The organism is Bacillus sp. XT-4 (assembly GCF_050864245.1).
In the GTDB taxonomy this organism is placed as follows: domain Bacteria; phylum Bacillota; class Bacilli; order Bacillales; family Bacillaceae; genus Bacillus; species Bacillus altitudinis.
This window is the reverse complement of the sequence record NZ_JBPAFI010000002.1, coordinates 312,752-333,424: the sequence shown is the minus strand read 5'-3', so window position 1 is coordinate 333,424 and position 20,673 is coordinate 312,752. Positions and strand designations below refer to the sequence as shown.

At 41.6% G+C, this 20,673-nt stretch carries 26 protein-coding genes; 22 read left to right on the top strand and 4 right to left on the bottom strand.

All coding sequences use genetic code 11. The features are described from left to right. Position 1: 1 nt before the first annotated feature. The gene (gene ctaF, locus ACRRMM_RS06900) at positions 2-331 is read left to right on the top strand and encodes a cytochrome c oxidase subunit IVB (protein WP_003211520.1); all 330 of its coding nucleotides are present in this window, start codon (positions 2-4) and stop codon (positions 329-331) included. A gap of 30 nt (positions 332-361) precedes the next feature. Continuing rightward, positions 362-1,240 carry a cytochrome c oxidase assembly factor CtaG gene (gene ctaG / locus ACRRMM_RS06895; RefSeq protein ID WP_008345036.1) on the top strand — a complete coding sequence of 293 codons (879 nt, stop codon included), beginning with the start codon at positions 362-364 and terminating at the stop codon, positions 1,238-1,240. Positions 1,241-1,472: 232 nt separating this feature from the next. Here the strand turns inward: ctaG and ACRRMM_RS06890 are convergent, their stop codons facing one another. Then, entirely contained in the window at positions 1,473-1,838 is a 366-nt protein-coding gene (locus ACRRMM_RS06890) for a YugN family protein (protein WP_008345035.1), read from the bottom strand. Between the two features lie 161 nt (positions 1,839-1,999). On the opposite strand from ACRRMM_RS06890, the gene ACRRMM_RS06885 reads away from it, so the two are divergent. The 9 genes from ACRRMM_RS06885 to coaD all read left to right on the top strand — a co-directional run bounded on the left by ACRRMM_RS06885 (position 2,000) and on the right by coaD (position 7,061). Continuing rightward, positions 2,000-2,422, top strand: coding sequence for a CBS domain-containing protein (locus ACRRMM_RS06885; RefSeq protein WP_034646433.1), 423 nt, complete (start codon positions 2,000-2,002; stop codon positions 2,420-2,422). Between the two features lie 122 nt (positions 2,423-2,544). Continuing rightward, positions 2,545-3,588 carry a CAP domain-containing protein gene (locus tag ACRRMM_RS06880; RefSeq protein ID WP_008345031.1) on the top strand — a complete coding sequence of 348 codons (1,044 nt, stop codon included), beginning with the start codon at positions 2,545-2,547 and terminating at the stop codon, positions 3,586-3,588. 109 nt (positions 3,589-3,697) lie between these two features. Beyond that, the gene (locus ACRRMM_RS06875; protein WP_108611210.1) at positions 3,698-4,111 is read left to right on the top strand and encodes a YlbD family protein; all 414 of its coding nucleotides are present in this window, start codon (positions 3,698-3,700) and stop codon (positions 4,109-4,111) included. Positions 4,112-4,130: 19 nt separating this feature from the next. Then, positions 4,131-4,379: a YlbE-like family protein gene (locus tag ACRRMM_RS06870; protein WP_017359376.1), complete on the top strand. Its 249-nt coding sequence runs from the start codon at positions 4,131-4,133 to the stop codon at positions 4,377-4,379. Between the two features lie 73 nt (positions 4,380-4,452). After that, a complete protein-coding gene (locus ACRRMM_RS06865) occupies positions 4,453-4,860 on the top strand; it encodes a hypothetical protein (protein ID WP_035392159.1) in 408 nt (135 codons plus the stop codon). Between the two features lie 57 nt (positions 4,861-4,917). After that, positions 4,918-5,367 carry a YlbF family regulator gene (locus tag ACRRMM_RS06860; protein ID WP_007499807.1) on the top strand — a complete coding sequence of 150 codons (450 nt, stop codon included), beginning with the start codon at positions 4,918-4,920 and terminating at the stop codon, positions 5,365-5,367. Between the two features lie 65 nt (positions 5,368-5,432). Next, positions 5,433-5,705: a YlbG family protein gene (locus ACRRMM_RS06855; protein ID WP_008345023.1), complete on the top strand. Its 273-nt coding sequence runs from the start codon at positions 5,433-5,435 to the stop codon at positions 5,703-5,705. Between the two features lie 312 nt (positions 5,706-6,017). After that, positions 6,018-6,575 carry a 16S rRNA (guanine(966)-N(2))-methyltransferase RsmD gene (rsmD, locus tag ACRRMM_RS06850; RefSeq protein ID WP_007499805.1) on the top strand — a complete coding sequence of 186 codons (558 nt, stop codon included), beginning with the start codon at positions 6,018-6,020 and terminating at the stop codon, positions 6,573-6,575. 3 nt (positions 6,576-6,578) lie between these two features. Continuing rightward, positions 6,579-7,061 carry a pantetheine-phosphate adenylyltransferase gene (gene coaD / locus ACRRMM_RS06845; RefSeq protein WP_007499803.1) on the top strand — a complete coding sequence of 161 codons (483 nt, stop codon included), beginning with the start codon at positions 6,579-6,581 and terminating at the stop codon, positions 7,059-7,061. Positions 7,062-7,074: 13 nt separating this feature from the next. Here coaD and ylbJ read toward each other — a convergent pair whose 3' ends face one another. Continuing rightward, complete coding sequence (ylbJ, locus tag ACRRMM_RS06840; protein WP_336749761.1) at positions 7,075-8,283, bottom strand: sporulation integral membrane protein YlbJ; 1,209 nt, start codon at positions 8,281-8,283, stop codon at positions 7,075-7,077. A 156-nt stretch (positions 8,284-8,439) separates the two neighbouring features. Between ylbJ and ACRRMM_RS06835 the strand changes: the two genes are divergently transcribed. Further along, positions 8,440-9,219 carry a patatin-like phospholipase family protein gene (locus tag ACRRMM_RS06835; RefSeq protein ID WP_008345016.1) on the top strand — a complete coding sequence of 260 codons (780 nt, stop codon included), beginning with the start codon at positions 8,440-8,442 and terminating at the stop codon, positions 9,217-9,219. Positions 9,220-9,223: 4 nt separating this feature from the next. Next, on the top strand, positions 9,224-10,252 hold the full coding sequence (locus tag ACRRMM_RS06830; protein ID WP_428828928.1) for a SepM family pheromone-processing serine protease: 1,029 nt from the start codon (positions 9,224-9,226) through the stop codon (positions 10,250-10,252). 32 nt (positions 10,253-10,284) lie between these two features. On the opposite strand, the gene ACRRMM_RS06825 is transcribed toward ACRRMM_RS06830, so the two are convergent. Beyond that, on the bottom strand, positions 10,285-11,532 hold the full coding sequence (locus ACRRMM_RS06825) for a nucleotidyltransferase (RefSeq protein WP_428828929.1): 1,248 nt from the start codon (positions 11,530-11,532) through the stop codon (positions 10,285-10,287). A 206-nt stretch (positions 11,533-11,738) separates the two neighbouring features. Here ACRRMM_RS06825 and ACRRMM_RS06820 point away from each other — a divergent pair, with 206 nt between their 5' ends. The 3 genes from ACRRMM_RS06820 to gerR all read left to right on the top strand — a co-directional run bounded on the left by ACRRMM_RS06820 (position 11,739) and on the right by gerR (position 13,129). Further along, positions 11,739-12,257, top strand: coding sequence for a YceD family protein (locus ACRRMM_RS06820; RefSeq protein WP_008345010.1), 519 nt, complete (start codon positions 11,739-11,741; stop codon positions 12,255-12,257). A gap of 21 nt (positions 12,258-12,278) precedes the next feature. Then, positions 12,279-12,452 (top strand): 50S ribosomal protein L32, encoded by a 174-nt coding sequence (rpmF, locus tag ACRRMM_RS06815; RefSeq protein ID WP_008354700.1) that lies wholly within the window; start codon positions 12,279-12,281, stop codon positions 12,450-12,452. A gap of 137 nt (positions 12,453-12,589) precedes the next feature. After that, positions 12,590-13,129, top strand: coding sequence for a sporulation-specific transcriptional regulator GerR (gene gerR, locus ACRRMM_RS06810; RefSeq protein ID WP_017359370.1), 540 nt, complete (start codon positions 12,590-12,592; stop codon positions 13,127-13,129). Between the two features lie 53 nt (positions 13,130-13,182). Here the strand turns inward: gerR and ACRRMM_RS06805 are convergent, their stop codons facing one another. After that, complete coding sequence (locus ACRRMM_RS06805) at positions 13,183-13,662, bottom strand: N-acetyltransferase (protein ID WP_007499784.1); 480 nt, start codon at positions 13,660-13,662, stop codon at positions 13,183-13,185. A 211-nt stretch (positions 13,663-13,873) separates the two neighbouring features. Here ACRRMM_RS06805 and ACRRMM_RS06800 point away from each other — a divergent pair, with 211 nt between their 5' ends. From ACRRMM_RS06800 to ACRRMM_RS06775, 6 genes are all read left to right on the top strand, one after another. Continuing rightward, positions 13,874-14,767, top strand: coding sequence for a 2-dehydropantoate 2-reductase (locus ACRRMM_RS06800; RefSeq protein WP_060832310.1), 894 nt, complete (start codon positions 13,874-13,876; stop codon positions 14,765-14,767). Between the two features lie 65 nt (positions 14,768-14,832). Continuing rightward, positions 14,833-16,452, top strand: coding sequence for a bacillithiol biosynthesis cysteine-adding enzyme BshC (gene bshC, locus ACRRMM_RS06795; protein ID WP_428828930.1), 1,620 nt, complete (start codon positions 14,833-14,835; stop codon positions 16,450-16,452). 127 nt (positions 16,453-16,579) lie between these two features. After that, positions 16,580-17,011, top strand: coding sequence for a division/cell wall cluster transcriptional repressor MraZ (mraZ, locus tag ACRRMM_RS06790; protein ID WP_003211163.1), 432 nt, complete (start codon positions 16,580-16,582; stop codon positions 17,009-17,011). A gap of 66 nt (positions 17,012-17,077) precedes the next feature. Next, entirely contained in the window at positions 17,078-18,010 is a 933-nt protein-coding gene (gene rsmH, locus ACRRMM_RS06785) for a 16S rRNA (cytosine(1402)-N(4))-methyltransferase RsmH (protein WP_035392149.1), read from the top strand. Between the two features lie 36 nt (positions 18,011-18,046). Continuing rightward, positions 18,047-18,394, top strand: coding sequence for a cell division protein FtsL (ftsL, locus tag ACRRMM_RS06780; RefSeq protein WP_008344998.1), 348 nt, complete (start codon positions 18,047-18,049; stop codon positions 18,392-18,394). Between the two features lie 7 nt (positions 18,395-18,401). After that, entirely contained in the window at positions 18,402-20,552 is a 2,151-nt protein-coding gene (locus ACRRMM_RS06775) for a penicillin-binding protein (protein ID WP_212338887.1), read from the top strand. Positions 20,553-20,673: the final 121 nt, after the last annotated feature.

The following is a 20,673-nucleotide window of genomic DNA, read 5'->3' as shown; positions in this document are numbered from 1 at the left end:
AATGGGAAATAAAAACACAAATCAGTCCAAAGTCGATCTTGTCTATCGGAAAAAGAAAAATGCCGAAGAAATGAAGCATCAGCTCATTTCTTTCGGCTTGATGATTGGTTTAACGTTTGTTGCCTTTTTAACAATCGCCTCTGAAGACGTCGGAAATTGGTTCGCTGTCCCTTTTATTTTACTGCTTGCAGTGATTCAGGTGGCTTTTCAGCTTTATTATTTTATGCACATGAACCAAAAAGGGCATGAAACACCCGCGTTGTTTCTTTACTCAGGTGTGTTTGTCGCGTTTATTACCGTTTTAGCCTTTTTGACCATTATTTGGTGGTAAGCTCGCTTTGCCCTTGAAGGAGGCGCAGCAATGGAAAACTTAGAGATATTTGGATTTCGTGCATTATGGAGTCCTTACTATTTGACATGTATTGTAGTAGCAGCCGCTTTTTATCTGCTTCTCGTGACGAAGGGCAAGCACCGTGCGACGGTGAAAGAGAAAACGCTATTTCTCACGGGGCTTGTGTTGCTTTACGCAGTGAAGGGGAGCCCGATTGATTTAATGGGGCATATTATGTTCAGTGCGCATATGGCGCAAATGGCAGTGCTCTATTTGGTCATCCCGCCGCTTCTTATTACAGGTTTACCTGCGGCGATTTGGGAGCGGATCATTCAAACACGGGGTATTCAGCCGATTTTCCGCTTGTTTTCTAAGCCGTTGATTGCCTTGCTCGGATTTAACGGGTTGTTTTCGCTTTATCATATTCCGCTTGTGTTCGATTTTGTTAAAACAGATCCGTTTTATCACGCATTGATGACGGTTGTCATTTTTATCGCTGCCTTTTTCATGTGGTGGCCGCTTGTCCATAAAGTGCAAAGTCAGCCGCAGATTACAGGTATCTTAAAGCTTGGATATATTATGGCAGATGGGATTTTAATGACACCTGCCTGCGCACTCATTATGTTTAGTGAAGCGCCTATCTATGCCACTTATTCAGATGCCGGTGCATGGATACAAGCACTGCACCTATGCGTACCGAGTGATATGCTTGCTGGTCTTGCGCTTACAGGACCTGACATGTTTCATACATTGCCGCTGCTAGAAGATCAGCAGCTAGGTGCTATTTTGATGAAAATCATTCAAGAGATTGTATACGGATCGATTCTTGCTGTTGTCTTCTTTGACTGGGCGAGAAAAGAAAGAGCGAAAGATGCCGTACCAGATGCGCTCATTCCGAAATATGAATAAATGAAAAGCACAGCCGCAGGGCTGTGCTTCCAGATTGTTGGCAAAGGGCTAAAATGAACTTTATTTTAGCCCTTTGTCTTCTTTTCAGCGTGATAGAAAACCTTTGCAGTCTAGGAAGGACGAGCACTGGAGCGGAGCGAATTTGGCATTCGTGAGCACCAGCGCACAGGACTGACAACGAATGCGAGGGTTTGTTTACACGCTGAAAGCACAGCCGCAGGGGCTGTGCTTTTTATGCTTCAGCAGTTATCGCTTCTAGTTTTTCTTTTAATTGGTTCAGTGTTTTTTTGCTGGATTGAATAAGAGATTTAGGGAAATCTTCGCCTTCTCCATATTCAACACCATGCGGATAATAGTGTTTTCCAAGTAAAGGTGTCAGCAGCTGGATGTGGGCTTTTTTGGAGCCGACATCTCCCTCAGTGGCGTAGCCAGAGATCCGTAAGTAAAACGTCCCCTCTACCATGTTATACTTCCTATCGTACGTCACACGCTCGTAATCCCATTGATCGGCTCGTACAAATCCTTCACTTTCCATAATGAAATCCAATTTATTTAAGTCAGCTGATACCTTTTCAATCCCCGTACCTTCAAACTTCACCCAAAACCCCTCCTTATAAAAATTCCCTTTACTGACAATCATAGTATGAAAGCGTTAAACTTTCAACTGTGAAGGGTATGTTCTTTTATAAGCTGGTTACAGTAATAAAGAAAATAACGGATGGAGGAATCAACGTGAAAACGAAAAAAATCAAAGATATCATGACGAAAAAAGTAGTGACGTTGCAAAAGGACGACAATGCGTATGAAGCGGCAGTCAAAATGAAAGATGCTGACATTGGTGCCATTCCAGTAGTCGACGGAGATCAGCTTGTTGGTATTGTCACAGACCGCGACCTTGTACTTAGAGGTATTGCTGAGAAAAAGCCGAACTCACAAGAGGTTGGTGCCATCATGACGAAGGAAGTTTTGACAGCTGAAGAAGATGCAACCCTAGAAGAAATTGTCCGGTTGATGTCAGAACATCAGCTCCGCCGTATCCCGGTTGTCAAAAACGGGGCACTCACAGGGATCGTAGCCCTTGGGGATTTATCAGTTGAAGATTTATCAAACGATCGTGCAGGTGATGCTCTGACGGAAATCTCTCAACAAGACCAGGATCATGGCCAAGGATTTCTTCATTAGGAGGGGCATATTTTAAATTCGTGTTAAATAGGCTGTATTGTCGTTGATAAATGGAGCAAGTTTTGTTTAAATGACAGTAGAAGGTACTTTTTGTACCTTGCCAATTTAACGGAGGTGTTTATTTGAAAACTGTGCTGAAAACACTCTTCATCCTCCTGATTATATCTGGAACGTACGTTCTGTTTATTCAATATGGATCTTCACCAGAAAAAGAAAACAGCAATGAGCCGAAGGTGTCTAATGAAGAAACATCTAGCGATAAGCCGATCAACATTCCGAAAAAAGGTCTCATGTCCTTTATGGGGAAGTCTTCAAACGAAGTGCTTAAACAGCTAGGGGAACCAGATCGCATTGATCCTTCCGCATATGATTATGACTGGTGGATATACAATCAATCGAAGAAACACTATATTCAAGTAGGGGTAAAGGACAGTAAAGTGGTGACCTTGTTTGCGACAGGGGATGGGCTGAATGTTGAGCCGTTTAAAATCGGTCAAGCCACAAGTGAAGTGTTTAAAAAAACACAAATCGCTCCTTACATTCATGTAGAGGACGAGGGAAATTCATATCGCTTTGAATTCTCAGAAGATGATATGAATACCAGGCCGACGGTGAAAGTGGGAGATGATGTGTATGTCCAGCTCTACATGGATAAGTTTGAAAGCACTCTTTCGAGCATTAGAGCCTTTAACGCAGATACATTTGTCAAACAAAAGCCGTATGAAGTCGTCTATCGAGGCCAATTAATTGAACCTGAGGCGATATCAGGTGAAAAATGGAAGGATATTGAAGCGTCGAGTCAAAAACAAATTTTTGATATGACCAATATTATCCGCCATAAGTACAAACTGCCGACCTTAAAGTGGGACGATGAAACCTCTGAAGTGGCATTCATGCATAGTGAGGACATGAAAGATCATCATTATTTCTCCCATGAATCTAAAAAATACGGCACGCTGAAAGACCGGTTAGAAAGAGGCGAGGTCGCATTTCAGCTTGCGGGGGAAAACATTGCATATAATTATGTTGATGGCCCTGCAGCTGTAGAAGGCTGGCTGAATAGCGAAGGTCACCGGAAGGCATTGTTAAATCAAGATTACACGCACCTTGGCGTTGGTGTGAAAGAAAAGTACTATACACAAAACTTCATTAAGAAAACGTCTTAATCCTCTAAACAGCTGCGCACAGATAGCGGCTGTTTTTTTATGAAAAGGGCTCACCAAAATAGACCCAGATGTATATAGTATAGTAGGCATTTGTATGGGGGGTGAGGATATGACAAATAAGCAAAAGCAAACATCCATTGATGAATTTAAACAGTTCGTCAGACGCCATCCGAAATTAATTCAAGAAGTGCAGACGCAAGAAAAAAGCTGGCAAAGTTTATACGAGAATTGGGTCATGTTTGGTGAGGAAGATGACATGTGGTCTCCTTACCGTCAAACACAAACGGAAGAAGCAAAAGAAGAAAAAGCCACTAAGCAAAGTGAACCGGGAAAAGCAGATTTTATGTCTAAAATGGTTTCTGCAGTGAAAAAAATGGACACTGATCAAATGAATGAACAAATTAATAAAATGAGCCAGTCTATTTCCTCTTTACAAAGCTTACTCGGTCAATTTTCATCAAATGGCTCAAAGAAGGGTTCATCTGGAGGCAGCCAGCACCCATTCTCCTTCAGGAAAGATTAATTGAAAGGGGATGCTTTTGGTGCGGAGAGAAGTACAAGAGTTTGTCATGGCCGAAGAGGATCGAATCAAATTCATCAGGCAGCGCCCACTCTGGTATAGACAGTTAACGCGGCATCCTGAAAATGTCACTTCGTTTGAATTAGATAAAATGAACTTTTACGAAAAAACCATTCCTCATCGTGTGAGCCAGTTGAGCAATAGTGTCCAAATGGCTGAAATGATGATCCAGATGTTCCAAGCAATGCGCAATCAAAATGGAGCCGGGTGAGGCTTTTTTTGAGTTGATTAAGATGTCTATTTCATGAGCATCCTATGAAAGTAGACGAAAGGAGAATCAGAACATGAAATGGATGCTGTCAATATGCGCATTGCTTTTTCTTCTCACCGGATGTCAAAGTCAACATGATCAAGAGCAAGTAACTAGGCAAGAACCAGCAATACCAGTCATGCAGCAGACGCAAAGTGAAATGAAGCAGCAAGGCTTTTTAAAATACAAAGTGCAGGGATCTGTTGTGTATATAGAAAGTACACTTCAAGATTTTCACCTTGAACCTTCACCCTTGAAAAAGGATAAGAAGGCGGGGTATTTTACTGTGTATGTAGACGGGAAACGGGCAGGCAATGAGTATACTGCGGCGTTTGTGGTCAAGCACCTTTCAAAAGGAAAGCATAAAATGACCGTTGTGCTAAATTCTCGTCACCCTGAATATAAGCAGAAAAGAGAGACATGGGATGTATTTGTCACGTAAAAGCATTTTCTGATCCATAGGTTTCGTGGTAAACTATGAATTGGAGGTGCAACATTTATGTATGCGACAATCGAATCTGTGGAGCTCCAAGAGGAAGCAAATCAATTGGCTGCCATGATTCTTCAGTCGGAGGAGGCTGAACATTACCGCAACTGCTTTAAGCGTCTCCAGCAAGACGAAGAAGCCCAACAAATTATTGCCCATTTTACAAAAGTAAAAGAGCAATATGAAGATGTGCAGCGGTTCGGCAAATACCATCCGGACTATAGAACGATCTCAAAAGAAATGCGTGAGGTCAAAAGAAAGCTAGATCTTCACGATACAGTGGTTGATTTCAAAAAAGCAGAAACAGCGATTCAATCCATCTTAGATGAGATTAGTATTGAAATCGGTCAAGCTGTATCAGCATATATTAAAGTTCCAACAGGGAACCCATATTTTGATGGTCTATCATCATGCGGCGGTGGCTGTGGATCAGGAGGCAGCTGTGGCTGTAAAGTATCTTGACGAGACTTGAACGTCTCGTCTTTTACATAATGAACGGAAAGAATTGAAAAGCGGCAGGTGAAAAGATGGATACCAAACGTCAAGGGATGGTCGTTTGGCTGCATTCGTTAAAGCAGTCAAAAGCACTAAGGAAATTTGGGAATGTTCACTATATTTCAAGGAAAATGAAATATGCAGTGATTTATTGTGATATGAATGATCTTGAGCGCCACATGGCAAAGCTCAGTTCATTGCCATTTGTAAAACGTGTTGAGCCTTCCTATAAACCTTTTATTAAATTAGAGTACGAATCGAAATTGGACAAAGCAAAAGAGTATGATTATAAGGTGGGCTTTTAAAGACACAAAAAAACCCCCGCGGCATCACCCGCGGGGTCCTTCTATTCTTAATGATTCATTAAGGAGAAGGCAAAGGGAGAGGAGAAACCGGAGGAAGAACTTATGGGGAAACGTAAGTCTTCTCCGCGGTTGGCAACAGCACCACATCAGATGCTGTTAACAGTAGTATGACCCTCTCTTTTGTGATCTATACATAGAAAATGAATGGAATTCAGTGCATTGTCCCATGTGGAGTGGATATGGTAAGATAATGTTGAATTTTTTGTCATCAAACAATATTCAATAGATGCAAGCAGAAAAAGTGGTGGAAAAATGAGAGTGATTTCTGGAACAAAAAAAGGCCGCACGCTGAAAGCCGTACCCGGCCAATCAACAAGACCAACAACAGATAAAGTAAAAGAATCCATTTTTAATATGATTGGACCGTATTTTGATGGGGGATGGGCCCTTGATTTATTTGCTGGAAGTGGTGGTTTAGGTATTGAAGCGCTTTCTAGAGGGTTCGATCATTGTATTTTTGTGGATCGAGATATGAAGGCAATTCAGACGATTAAAGGCAACTTGAATCAATTGTCGCTGATGGATCAAAGTGAAGTGTTTCGAAATGATGCAAACCGTGCACTCGCTGCTGTAGTGAAGCGAGAAGAATCTTTTCAAGCCATCTTCCTTGATCCGCCGTATAAAGATCAAAAGTTGAAAGCACTTCTTGATACGATTGATGAGCATTCCTTATTAGCAGATGATGGCGTCATTGTGTGTGAGCACGATAAAGATGTGACACTGCCAGAGGAAGCAGGACAGCTACATATCTCAAGGCAGGAAATGTACGGAATGACTGGCATTACGATCTATAGAAAGCGGGGAAATTAAAGCATGGGGAATATAGCCGTTTGTCCGGGTAGCTTCGATCCAGTCACATTGGGCCATTTGGATATTATCAAAAGAGGGGCAAAGATTTTTGATGAAGTATATGTGTGCGTCCTTAATAACTCGTCAAAAAAGCCGCTTTTTACTGTTGAAGAGCGATGTGAACTCATTCGTCAAGCAACAAAGGAGCTACCAAATATCAAAGTGGAATCCTTTCATGGACTGCTCGTTGATTATGCGAAACAAAAAGAGGCGAAAGTCATTTTGCGCGGACTTAGAGCGGTGACGGACTTTGAATACGAGATGCAAGGGACATCAATGAACAAAGTGTTGAATGATGACATTGAAACGTTCTTTATGATGACGAATAATCAATACTCCTTCTTAAGTTCAAGCATTGTTAAAGAAGTAGCGAAGTATCATGGATCAGTCAAAGAGCTTGTACCGCAAGAGGTCGAAGCTGCGCTGAAAGAAAAATTTAATGGATGAGTGCATTGTGCACTCATCCATTTTTTAATTTCTGATAATAGAGCGCAATATACACGATCAGACTGAACAAGGTGATGAGAGGACCAGCAGATACAAGCTGATTCCATAACACGCTGCTAAACATCACGACTTGCTCGCTTGCTTCAAATGCCCCTGCTGGAAGCGCCATGTCTGCTTTAGAGACATAAAGGGGTTTGAATAACAGAAAGGCAAAGACGGCTGCGTAAATACCGTGAAGCAAACGGGCGAAGAAAAACGGTTTAAAGCGTATATCGGTTGCTGCCAAAATGCCGGCTACCTGAGCTTGAACGGAGAATCCGCTAAATCCTAAAATAAAGCTGACCACAATCGTTTTAGCGAGCAGGGAAACCTCTTGTGATCCTGTGAGCTGACTTCCTAATGTGATTTCAAATAGACCCGCAATCATGGCTAGATCTAATTCCGGCGGAAGGTGCATCGTTTTCAGTATAGAGCCGATCCCGATAGAGAGAAGATCTGTTACATGAACGACAGCGAGCATTTGACTAAAGACAGAAAATAAAATGATAAAGCCGCCAATCATAAAGAGCGTTTGAACAGATGACATGACAGCGTCACTTAATATTTGGCCAAGTGGTCTTTTTTCTGCGAGTCTTGCCGTATGAAGAGCGCTGAATGCTTCTCGAATTGGAGGCAATAAAAATCCTTTTCGGCTTCTGAGGTGCGCATCATGACGTGCTTTATATCCGCGCATCGTTACCCCAACCGCGAGATTTCCTAAATAATGTGCACAGGCTAACACAATGCCTAAAGCTGGGTGATGAAAAAATCCTACAGCCACTGCTCCAAAAATGAACAAAGGGTTTGAAGAATTGGTAAATGACACAAGGCGTTCTGCTTCAATTCTTGTCAGCTGTCCTTCCTGCCGAAGTCTTGTCGTCAATTTAGCGCCAGAAGGAAAACCAGAGGCCATTCCCATCGCTAATACAAATCCGCCGACACCAGGCACCCGAAAGATAGGCCGCATAAATGGCTCTAATAATACGCCGACAAATCTGACAATCCCGAAACTGATTAATAGCTCGGACAAAATAAAAAAAGGTAGCAGCGATGGAAAAACCACTTCCCACCACATTGCAAGTCCATTTTTTGATGCTTGCAAAGAGGCTTGTGGATGTGTTATCACAGTGGCTGTTAAAAAGATAAAAAAAGCAGCGATGAACAGAGTGTTCCATTTTTTCATGGAGATGTCGCCCCTTGCCGTTATAATCTATTGGCGAGCTCGTGATTAAAGAAAAAGAGATGCTAGCCGAGCCTGTCTTCTATTACTATACGATGAGAAGGGGCATGTTTAGACCTATAGATTCGTATATATGCATAGAAAGAGGAGGGTGGATTCATGAAACGACCGATTATCGGGCTTGCGCTGGGCTCCGGGGGTGCCAGAGGGATGGCGCATATCGGGGTTTTATCTAGTCTTGAGAAACAAGGAATTCAGGTGGATATGATCGCAGGAAGCAGTATTGGTGCTCTTGTGGGGAGCTTTTATGCGGCAGGACAAGACGTAGAAAAAATGAAAAAACTTGCACTTGTCTTCAGAAGAAAGTATTATGCTGACTATACACTGCCAAAAATCGGTCTGTTAAAAGGAAATCGAATTTTGCAGCTGATTCACACGTTTACATATGGGAAGAATATTGAAGAAATGCGCGTGCCTCTTGCGATTGTTGCCTGTGACCTTCAGACAGGGGAGAAGGTTGTGTTCAAAGAAGGGTCTGTCTCACAAGCAGTCAGGGCAAGCATTAGCATTCCGGGTGTGTTTGTTCCGCATGAAATAGGCGGCAGGCAATTGGTGGATGGAGCGGTAGTGGACCGCATTCCTGTCTCTGTTCTGAAAGAAATGGGGGCAGATCTCATTATCGCCTCTGATGTATCAAGGGTGAAAAAAACAGAAAAGGCAACGAGATTATCGGATGTCATTATGCAAAGTTTGGACATCCTTCAAAATGAATTGGTTCGTCACCAAACCATTCATGCAGATCTCATGATTCGGCCGAAGCTCGAGACCTTTAGCTCTAGTGCGTTTACACAGGTTCAAGAAATGATTGAAGCAGGTGAACTCGCCGCCGACCAACTAAGAGAAAAACTGAAAGATGTCATTGATAAATGGGAGTGTTAATCGAATGAAAAAATTAAATATTCGCTGGCTCAGCTTTTTTGCTGTTGTTCTAGTCTTATTTGGCTTAACTTTTGTGAAACTGCCCTATTACGTCACAAAGCCAGGTGATGCAACAGAAATTGCGCCACACATTCAAGTAGACGGAGGATATGGCGAGAAGGGGAGCTTTTCTCTTATGACCATTAAAGTAGGTCCAGCCAATCCATATACGTATTTGCTTGCAAAAATGAACAAGTATGACGAAATCGTTCCAGAAGAAAATATTAAAGCGGACGGAGAGTCTGATGAGGATTATATGAAACGGCAGCTGCAGCTCATGAAAAGTTCTCAAGAAAATGCGATGATTGCCGCTTATACAAAAGCGGGGAAAAAAGTAGATTATACGTTTAATGGGGTATATGCGAGCTATGTGATGAAAGGAATGCCTGCATATGGGAAGATTGAAGTGGGCGATAAGATCAAAAGCGTCGACGGCCATACATATGAGTCAGCAGATAAAATGGTTTCGTATATCAGCAGTAAAAAAGCAGGCACGACTGTCCGTTTTATACTTGAACGTAATGGCAAAGAAATCACGCAGAACGTGACGTTAAAACCATTTAAAGAAGAGCCAAAACGAGTGGGAATTGGCGTATCATTATTTACAGACCGTCATGTGAAAGTGTCTCCTTCTGTGAAAGTGGATATTGAAAACATCGGCGGTCCATCAGCTGGTTTAATGATGTCTCTTGAAATTTACAATCAGCTGACAAAAGAAGATGAAACACATGGCTATGCGATCGCAGGGACTGGAACGATTGATGCAGATGGTACAGTCGGACCGATTGGCGGAATTGATCAAAAGGTTGTTGCAGCAGACAAAGCAGGAAAAGACATCTTCTTTGCACCGAATGATAAAGGTGACCCAAACTCTGACTACAAAAATGCAGTCAAAACAGCAAAAGATATTAAAAGTGATATGAAAATCGTTCCTGTGGATACCATGCAGGACGCACTAAACTATTTAAACAATTTAAAAGAGAAAGCATCATAAAAAGAGCAGCCTGACTTGCAGGCTGCTTTTTTCTATCGAGATGAAAAGAGCCCGCTCTCTTCATCATATCGAATCGGTGATGTTTTAAACTCTGCTTTCGCTAATTCTGTTTGCATGGGTTCACAGATGGGAAGGCTGAACACCCTTGAAGCGCGAATATCAAGATCAAGGGCGGGATGTGAAAAGGAAGACAGTTTACTCACAAGTGGTACATCCAACTCTTTTTTTACAAGAGACAGGTACTGTTGTCCTTTCCTTGTCATTCCAAGTAAACGAATATAGGGCGCTTTTTTCTCTTCAAGCAGCTCGTGCATCGTCTTTTTCTTCACGTTCATCAATAGATGCGTATTCATCCGCTGTAACCTTGTCCACGTATATCGTTTTGTTTTGACAAGTGATAGATACTCCTCGTAGGAAGACGCATGTGTCATGGCTTTTTGCATGCGGTGTTCAATGCCTTCTTCAATTTCATAGATGCCCTCTAGTTCACTCGTATCCATTGTATGAAAAACATGTTTCAGAAAGCGGAAATAGGCTTCTTGCGTATGTAAAAGACCATATGAAGAATGATAGTCGTGTAATTGCTTTAAAGTAGCGTCCGGGAGGTAGGGCGTGACTGCTTGAAATGAGCTCTGTTCTTTTAATGCTTTTCGGATACTTGTGGCGCTTGCGATTTTTTGGTTGTCAGGCAGTTCTTCATCATGATAATCAGATGCAATTCTTTGAGACGTAAAAGGCTGCATGTGAGGAGCTCTCTCTAAGATGGCTTTAACATAATGAAAGCCTAAAATGTTATTTGGTTTGGACAAATCCAGTAAGTGTTCAGAATGAATGGCCTCTTGAAACGCACCTGCTGCGGCGGCGGGATAACTAAGACCTTCTTTCACCTTTTCTTTTGTTAAAAGATCAATCTCTGCCTTTTTTTCATGCCAAGCGTGTGCTGTGCGCTCAAATGCGTTGATCTCTCCATCCTCACTGCCGAAAAAAAGAGAATGGCATTTTAATGCATCGAGGATGGACACAGCGCCATTGGCGAAGGTTTCTGCCTTTTGTACGGCATATATGTATGGAAGCTCACACACAATGTCTACACCGTTTTGCAGTGCCATTTTTGTACGTGCCCATTTTGAGACGATGGCAGGCTCCCCGCGCTGGAGGAAAGAACCGCTCATGACGGCAATGGCAACATCTGAGGAGGTTTGTTTTTTCGCCTGATTCACATGATAGGCATGCCCATAATGAAATGGATTGTACTCGACAACGACTCCCACTGCTTTCAATAGATGTTCCGCCTTTCTTGCTATGGTTAAATGGTCTGTGCTACAGTAGCATAAGGGAAAAATGAAGACCATTTTTTTCAGTGTAGGCATTCCGAGAACTGATGTCAAACAGCCCTTTGACGTCATGAAGGACTGTAAAGAAAAAATATTGACAAATAGCATGATGAAAGCTATAATCATGTTTGTTGCTCTTAGAGGTGATACAATTGAAATGGACAGTTTATCAGTTACATCAAAAAGCTAAAAACAGCTTCGATTTTCATGAGACGGTTGACTTAAATGAACTTACTAGCCTTCATTCAGATATACGTCGTATTTCACCAGTAGAGGTGAAAGGGACTGGAGTGATCGAATCAAAGCAAGTCGCATTTGATTTAACCATCACAGGTGAAATGACATTGCCTTGTTCAAGAACGCTTGTTGATGTAAATTATCCATTTGCGATTTCAACAAAAGAACTATTTGTACTTCATAAGACAGACGATATAGAAGATGAAGACGTATCTGTTGTAGAAGACGATATCATCGACTTAACGCCTATAGTCAAGGAAGAAATTCTTCTTGAAGTGCCCATGCAAATCTTTTGCGACCAAGCTGATGTAAAAGGTGCTGCACCACAGGAAGGGAATGACTGGGCGGTCATTTCGGAAGATGCACATCAAAACCGAATTGATCCTCGTCTGGAAGGCTTGAAGAAGCTCTTAGAAGAAAATAATGAATCTTAACTCTTTAAGGAGGTGGGAATAATGGCTGTACCTTTTAGAAGAACTTCTAAAATGAAAAAAAGATTGCGTCGTACGCATTTCAAACTACAAGTACCTGGTATGGTAGCTTGCCCAGAATGCGGTGAAATGAAAATTTCTCATCGTGTCTGCAAATCTTGCGGAACATACAAAGGCAAAGACGTAAAAAGCAACTAATGCTTGATAAAAAAACGTGAGGGAATCTTCCCTTGCGTTTTTTTATTGATCTATTTTTAGGTTTCTCTCCTGCAAATAGTCTATCTACTCTAGTAAGCGCATATGATGTGGTATTCAGATTCAGGGGGGATGATGAGTTGACGATTACACGGCAGGACGCATGGACACAAGATGAAGATTTACTTTTAGCAGAAGTTGTCTTAAGGCATATCCGAGATGGCGGTACCCAGCTTTCAGCATTTGAAGAGGTTGGAAAAGCATTGTCAAGAACAGCAGCAGCATGTGGATTCAGGTGGAATTCTTACGTCAGAAAGCAGTACCAGGCGGGCATTGAGCTTGCCAAAAAACAGCGAAAAGAACTGCGTAAAAAAATTGGTATCCATTCTTCGGGTTTACCGCAGCATGCGTTCACCATAGAGGAGAAGGCATCTTCTGATCAGACTGAACTGACGCTTCGAGAAGTAATTCGGTTTCTAGAGCAGCTTGAGAAAGAACCATCTGGTCCAGCTTATTTACGGGAGGAGCTTAAAGATGCACAGCATCAATTAAAATCACTCACCGAAGAAAATGAACAGCTGAAACGTCAATTAAAAATGACAGAAGAAGATTACCGGGCACTTATTGGTATTGTTGAAAGAGTCAAACAGAATATCAGCTTAAAAGATTACGCAAAATAAGAAAACGCCCCTCACAGATGGAAAGAGGGGCGTTTTCTTATTGATTAAAATGATTAAGCGGACTCACCTGTGTTCTTTTGTATATGTGCAGGCTCCCAAATGAGTGGGTTTTCTCCTTTATCGCGTTCCATATCATATTTCACCGCTTCAAAGCCCATTTTATCCCAAAAACCGGCAGATTTGACGCGTGGATTCGTTCGAATTGGAAGGCCGAAAGATTTTGCGAAATCAACAAGCGCTTCGCCGTATCCTTTACGCTGATATCCTGGCAGCACTTCTAGTTTCCACAGCTCTAGATAATCATGATTATGGTCAAAATACGTCGTCGTCGAGCCATCTACTTGATAGAGGCTCATACGTGCCACAAGCTTATCTCCAAAGTAAATCCCATAAAATGGAGAGTTGCTGTCATTTTCAATCATATTACTTTCTAGGTCTTCAAGCATGGAAAGTTCTTGTATGCCATATTCCTTAAATTGTTTAAATTCCTCTAATGTTTTGTAGTTAATCAGAAGACGTTTTACTTGTGTCATGTGATCTTCCCCCTTACACACATAATGTCGACAGTGATGTCATTGAAGGCGTTTTCATCCCATCCGCCTAAAAAAAGTTTTTACACTTATTATTATAGTTTTTTAATTAAAAAAATTCAATCATAGCGCGTTATCTGCTTTTTGCATCGTAGCACGAAACTGGTAAAATAGTTGATAACATGAAGTAAACAGAAAAAGGGAAGTGCGGCAATTGAAAATTGGAATCATTGGCGGTGGTGCGATTGGTCTGCTTTGTGCCAGTTATTTATCAGAGCATCATGACATCACCCTCTTTACAAGAAGAAAACAGCAGGCAGAAGAAATTCGAGCATTAGGCATTGAACGAATGGTGAGAGGGGAAACCATTCAATCAGCTGTTGGAGCCGATACGGGAGTCAAAGGAATATTTGATTTGCTGATTGTGACAGTGAAGTATCATCACCTGCAAGATGTTCTAGGGGAATTATCGGGACTGCCTCATCAGCGGATCTTATTTTTGCAGAACGGAATGGCCCACCTCGTCGATTTAAAGAACTGGAAAACGGCACATCAGTTATATATTGGTGTAGTAGAGCATGGCGCAATGAAGGTGTCTGATCGCGCAGTAAACCATACAGGAATTGGTGTCATCAAGTGGGGAGCATTTCTGCATGAGGAAAAAGGACCTATGAGTAGTGAACTGTCAACGGGCGATTTTCAAATGGTTTATACAGATGAATGGAAGAAAGTACTGGAGGAAAAACTGCTCGTCAATGTGTGTATTAATCCGTTGACGGCTTTATTACATGTGAATAATGGGGAATTGGTATCGAACCCTGCATATGAACATATGATGACATGTGCATTTGAAGAAGCGGTTTCCATTCTAGGGTTGCCTGAGAAAGATCGTCTATGGGCTCATGTGAAATCAATTTGTCATCAAACGGCTGCCAATCAATCGTCGATGCTGCAAGATATCGTCAAAGGCCGCCAAACTGAAAGAAAAGCAATCATTGGCTACCTTTTAAAAAAAGCTCAAGGTCAAGGGATGACGCCGCCATTCCTCACTTTCTTGAATAGAAGCTTGGAAGTATTGGAAAAAAAGCAAACAAAATCTTTTGAGTGAGCTCATTTACATGCTATACTTTTTTCGGGAAACTAACTATTTATTGAAGAAAGGAAGTTCTAAACATGCAATTGACTGAACTTTCCATCCGAAGTCAGAATTTATTCATACGTGATTATATAGAAGAAAAAAAAGAGATGACTGCTTTTTTTGATTATGATATACATTCTGAGCACACATGGAAAAAGAGATACGACGATCTCATGGAAAGGAGCTTCCCGCGCGAGGCTTTAGCGGATTATATGAGCGCATATCATGCGAAATTTGATTCGGCTGCGATGCGTGAGAATATTGAGAAGATCCGTGATGAACGGAGCGTCATGGTGGTTGGAGGACAGCAGGCAGGCTTACTGGCAGGTCCGCTTTATACCATACATAAAATCATTTCCATTATTCAGTTTGCCAAAGAAAAAGAATCAGCGCTTGGCGTTCCTGTTATTCCGGTCTTTTGGGTAGCGGGTGAAGATCACGACGTAGACGAAATTAACTTTGTGTACACGTCTGGCGAAAAAGGCCCAGTCAAACAAAAGCTTCCATTACATCATGTGAAAAAAACAGCTGCGAAAAGAACACCTCTTCACCAAGAGAAAACAGAGAGATGGCTTCGTGATGTATTTTCAACCTATGAGGAATCTGCTTACACCAATGACTTGTTTGATCAGCTTCTTCGATGTTTACGCAAATCAGAAACGTTTACTGATTTCTTTGAGTGGATTGTTTGCGATCTATTTGAAGAAGATGGACTCCTGTTATTGAATTCAGGAGACTTCGGCGTGAAGCCACTTGAACGTACGTTATTCAAGCAAATTGTGGAGTCGAGTGATGCGATCGTGGCTCGCTTAAATAACACGCAGGCTGCCATGGAACAAGCAGGGTATCAGCCGATTATTGAAGCTGGTGACCAACAAGCCAACTTGTTTTACGAATATGATGATGAGCGTTTCCTCATTGAACAAGAGAATGGCCAATTTTCTATATCTGAAGTGGGGCTTACTTGGACAAAAGATGAGCTTTTGCAGGAAGTCGAGGAGCACCCAGAGCGGTTTAGCAATAATGTGGTGACCCGTCCATTGATGCAGGAAACCCTTCTTCCAACGCTTGCTTTTATGGCTGGACACGGTGAAGTGAACTATTGGGGTGAGCTGAAAGGCATCTTCGAGTACTTCGATGTCAAAATGGCACCCGTTCTTCCAAGACTGCACGTCACCATTCTTGAAAGGCACATTGATAAGAAGCTGCCAATAAGAGAATTGTCGGTTGAAGAAGTGCTGACAAAAGGCGTGAAAGAAAAGAAGGATGCGCACTTTCAGCAAAGTCTTCCAGACAGCTTCGTTCAATCAGTTCAACATGCCAAACGTGAATTAGCGAATGTTCACGAGGCCATGAGACAAGAAGCGCTAGAGATCGAACCAAGCTTTGAACAGCTATTAGATAAAAATGCCAAATTTATAGAAGACCAGCTTCAATTTGTTTATCAAAAGGTTGCAAAGCGTGTGGAAGAGAAGGAAGGATACATCCTTCGAGATTTTGAACGAATTGAAAATAGTTTAAAACCACTCGAAGCACCACAAGAAAGAATTTGGAATATCATGTACTTTTTAAACAAATATGGTCCAGAATTCTTCAAAACGTTCAAAAATCTGCCATTTTCATTTCAAAACAAGCAACAAATTGTCAAACTTTGAAATAAAGTTTTAATGAACCCTGACTAGTTCAGGGTTTTTTTTTATGTAGAAACAGTGTAAAATAAGTTTTGTGGAGAGAAGTGGTGGATAGTGGAGAGTATGGGTGAGAAAGTGGGGCTCTGATATCATGTTCATGGGTGAATACCAACATACGATTGATACAAAAGGGCGCATGATCATCCCTGCTAAATTTAGAGACGGTCTCGGAGAACAGTTTGTGCTGACGAGAGGGCTTGATCAATGTTTATTTGGCTACCCTATGAGTGAGTGGAAACTAATTGAAGAGAAACTCAAAGCACTGCCGCTAACGAAAAAAGATGCACGTGCGTTTACCCGGTTCTTCTTCTCCGGCGCAGTTGAATGTGATCTGGACAAGCAGGGGCGCATTAACATCGCATCCAACCTACTCCAATATGCAAAACTCGAAAAAGAATGTGTGGTCATCGGCGTTTCAAATCGAATTGAGTTGTGGAGTAAGTCGATCTGGGAACAATATACAGAAGAGCAAGAAGATTCTTTTGCTGAAATTGCTGAAAACATGATTGGATTTGATATATAATAATCCCTTGTGCAGCAAGCTTTCTACACATTCATTTCTATTTGAAAAAGGTGGGACCATATCATCATGTTTCAACATGAGACAGTATTATTAAAAGAAACAGTTGACGGTTTAAACGTCAAAGAAGACGGTACATATGTGGACTGCACGCTAGGCGGCGCAGGTCATAGCTCATATTTACTATCTCAATTATCAGAAAAAGGTACATTGATTGGGTTTGACCAAGACGATGCTGCACTGGATCATGCACGAGAGAAGCTCGCACATGTTAAAGCGAACATTCTTTTCATAAAAAGCAACTTCCGATATTTAAAAGAACGTCTGAATGAACAAGGAATTACAAGCGTAGACGGTGTGATTTTTGATCTTGGGGTTTCATCACCTCAGCTTGACACACCAGAGAGAGGCTTTAGTTATCACCATGATGCACCTCTTGACATGCGAATGGATCAAACCGCTGCTTTGTCGGCAAAACAAGTGGTGAATGAATGGCCATTTGAAGATCTAGTTCGGATTTTCTACAAATATGGGGAAGAAAAATTCAGCAAGCAAATCGCACGCAAAATTGAAGAAGCCAGAAAAAAAGCGCCAATTGAAACAACAGGTGAGCTTGTCGACATTATTAAAGAAGGAATTCCCGCACCTGCAAGACGAAAAGGCGGACATCCAGCGAAAAGAGTATTTCAAGCGATCCGAATTGCCGTAAATGACGAATTGAAAGTATTTGAAGAAGCACTAGAACAAGCAATAGAGTTACTCAATCCGAAGGGGAGAATTTCTGTCATTACATTCCATTCACTTGAAGATCGGATTTGTAAAAGTACATTTAAAGAAATGTCTTCTCTTCCAGAACTTCCGCACGGACTACCAGTGATTCCAGAAGGACTTGAACCAAAACTGAAGCTGATCACGAGAAAACCAATCGTTGCATCAGAACAAGAGCTGGAACATAACAACCGTGCCCGTTCAGCGAAGCTCCGAATTGCAGAAAAAAAGTAAACGACACCATAGATGATGATAAAAAGGAGGTTTCTTATGAGTAATTTGGCTTACCAAAGAGAAGTAAAGCAACATCAAACCGAGCAACAAGGTCAATCGGTTGTGATTAGAAGAAGAGGTTCTATTACACTTGGTGAAAAAATCTTACTTGTCATGTTTGTCATGGCTCTCATGTGCAGCTCGATCCTCATCATTTCGAAAGCCTTTGCTGTTTATCACGCAAATATCGAAGTGCAGAAACTAGAACAGCAAGTGTCTTTAGAATCGAAAAAGATCACTGAACTACAAAAGGAAAAAGACTTGCTAAGCGAACCAGAGAGAATCATTGAAGCCGCTAAAAAAGCCGGCTTAAGCATATCGAAAGATGTTAAGAAGGTCGATTAACATGGCGATGCCTAAAAAGAATAAAATGATGAACAGAGGCGCGGCAATTGCGAGTATTTGCTTCGCCCTGTTTTTCTTTATCATCCTTGCACGTTTTATTTATATTCAGATTACGGGAACCGTTGATGGACAAGTGTTAGCTGCAAAAGCCAATGAACAATATCAATCGAAAAAAACACTTGAAGCCAAAAGAGGGTCCATTTTAGACAGAAACGGAAATGTGATTGCGGAAGATACATCTGTGTATAAGCTGATTGCAATCATGAGCAAGAAAATGACGGTCGATCTAAAGCATCCGATGCATGTCGTTGACAAAGAAAAGACAGCAAAAGAGCTGTCAAAGGTCATTGATATGAGTGAGAGTGAAATTTTAAAGCGTCTGAATACAAAAGATGCATTCCAAGTCGAGTTTGGTAAAGCCGGAAAGGATATTAGTTTTTCAACAAAGGAAAAAATTGAAAAGCTAAAACTTCCTGGGATCGCCTTTGAAAAAGACACAAAGAGGTATTATCCAAATGGCATGTTTGCTTCGAACTTAATCGGTTACGCTAGATTAGATGAAGCAACGAAGGACATGTCAGGCGCAATGGGTCTAGAAAAGGCTCTGAATAAATATTTGAAAGAAAAAGATGGCTATGTAACGTATAACAGCGACAGAAGCGGATGGGCACTTCCGAATAGTAAAGAAGACATCGTTGCCCCGAAAGACGGGAAAAACGTCACACTGACCATCGACCAAAAAATTCAAGCATTTCTTGAAGAAAGTATGACGCAGGTCGCTAAAAAATATAAGCCGAAGAAAATCATTGCGACAGTCGTTGATCCGAAAACTGGAAGAGTTCTTGCAATGGGACAGCGGCCAAGCTTTAATTTAAATGAACTCGACATTACGAATTATAACAACGATGTCATTTCCTACGCATTTGAACCAGGTTCAACGATGAAAATTTTTACACTTGCTGCTGCTATCCAAGAAGGAGTGTACCAAGGCAGTGACAAGTATCAGTCTGGTACTTATAAAGTAGGCGGTGGTCTTGTAAGAGACCATAACAACGGAAATGGCTGGGGAAAAATTGATTTTCATGAAGGTGTTCTACGTTCTTCAAACGTAGCTTTTGCGAAACTGGCAAAAGAAAAGCTAGGTTTCACACGCTACGAACAATACTTACAAAAATTCCATTTCTATGACAAAACAGGCATAGATTTGCCGAACGAAGCGTCTAGTAAAATCAATTTCAGATACGAATATGACAAAGCATCGACTGCTTATGGTCAGGCGTCCGCGATTACCCCAATTCAGCAAATTGAAGCGGCGACAGCCATTGCCAACGGTGGAACGATGATGAAGCCATATGTAATTGATCATATTACAGACCCGAACACAAACAAAACAATTTTACAGCACGAACCAACCGTGGCAGGAAAACCAATTTCTTCTGATACAGCGAAGCAAGTCCGTGACATTTTAGGTGAGGTCGTTTCCTCAAAAATTGGCACAGGACAGCCATATCAAATCAAAGGTTTTGATGTCGCTGGGAAAACAGGTACAGGACAAATTGGCGGTGCTGGCGGCTACCTTCAAGGGAGAAACGATTACGTCTTTTCATTCATGGGAATGGCACCAAAAGATGATCCGAAGCTACTCGTTTATGTCGCTGTCCAACAGCCTCAGCTATCTGAAACACAAACAGGCTCTGCCCCTGTTTCAGAAATCTTTAACCCTGTGATGAAAAATAGTTTGCTCTATCTAAATATCGCACCAACAAAAAAAGACGATAAAAAATCTGGCAAACAGAAAATAAAACAAGAAACAATGCCATCATTCCTAGATTTAGAAGTGAAACAGGCAGAAACAGAAGCAAAAAACAAAAAGTTATCACCTGTTGTCATTGGTGACGGTCTATCCATTAAACGCCAATGGCCAAATGCGGGCTCTGAATTCTCTGAAAGCCAGAAAGTCTTTTTGAAAACAGCAGGGAAAACCATTAAAATGCCTGATATGACAGGCTGGTCCAGAAGGGAAGTTCTTCAATATGCGTCTATTTCAGGTGTGCATATTGAAACAAATGGACAGGGATATGCTGTCAAACAAAGCGTGAAAAGTGGAGCGGAGATTTCAGATAAAGTCGTCACAGTGACCTTCAAAAGTCCAAATTAACTTGAAAACCTAGCAAATCATTTGCTAGGTTTTTTTCTTTTGCTTGAGCGATGGACGAGATCGTTCTATAAAAAGACGAGCCTGCATATGATGAAAACAAGCCATATGTAAGGAGTGAACC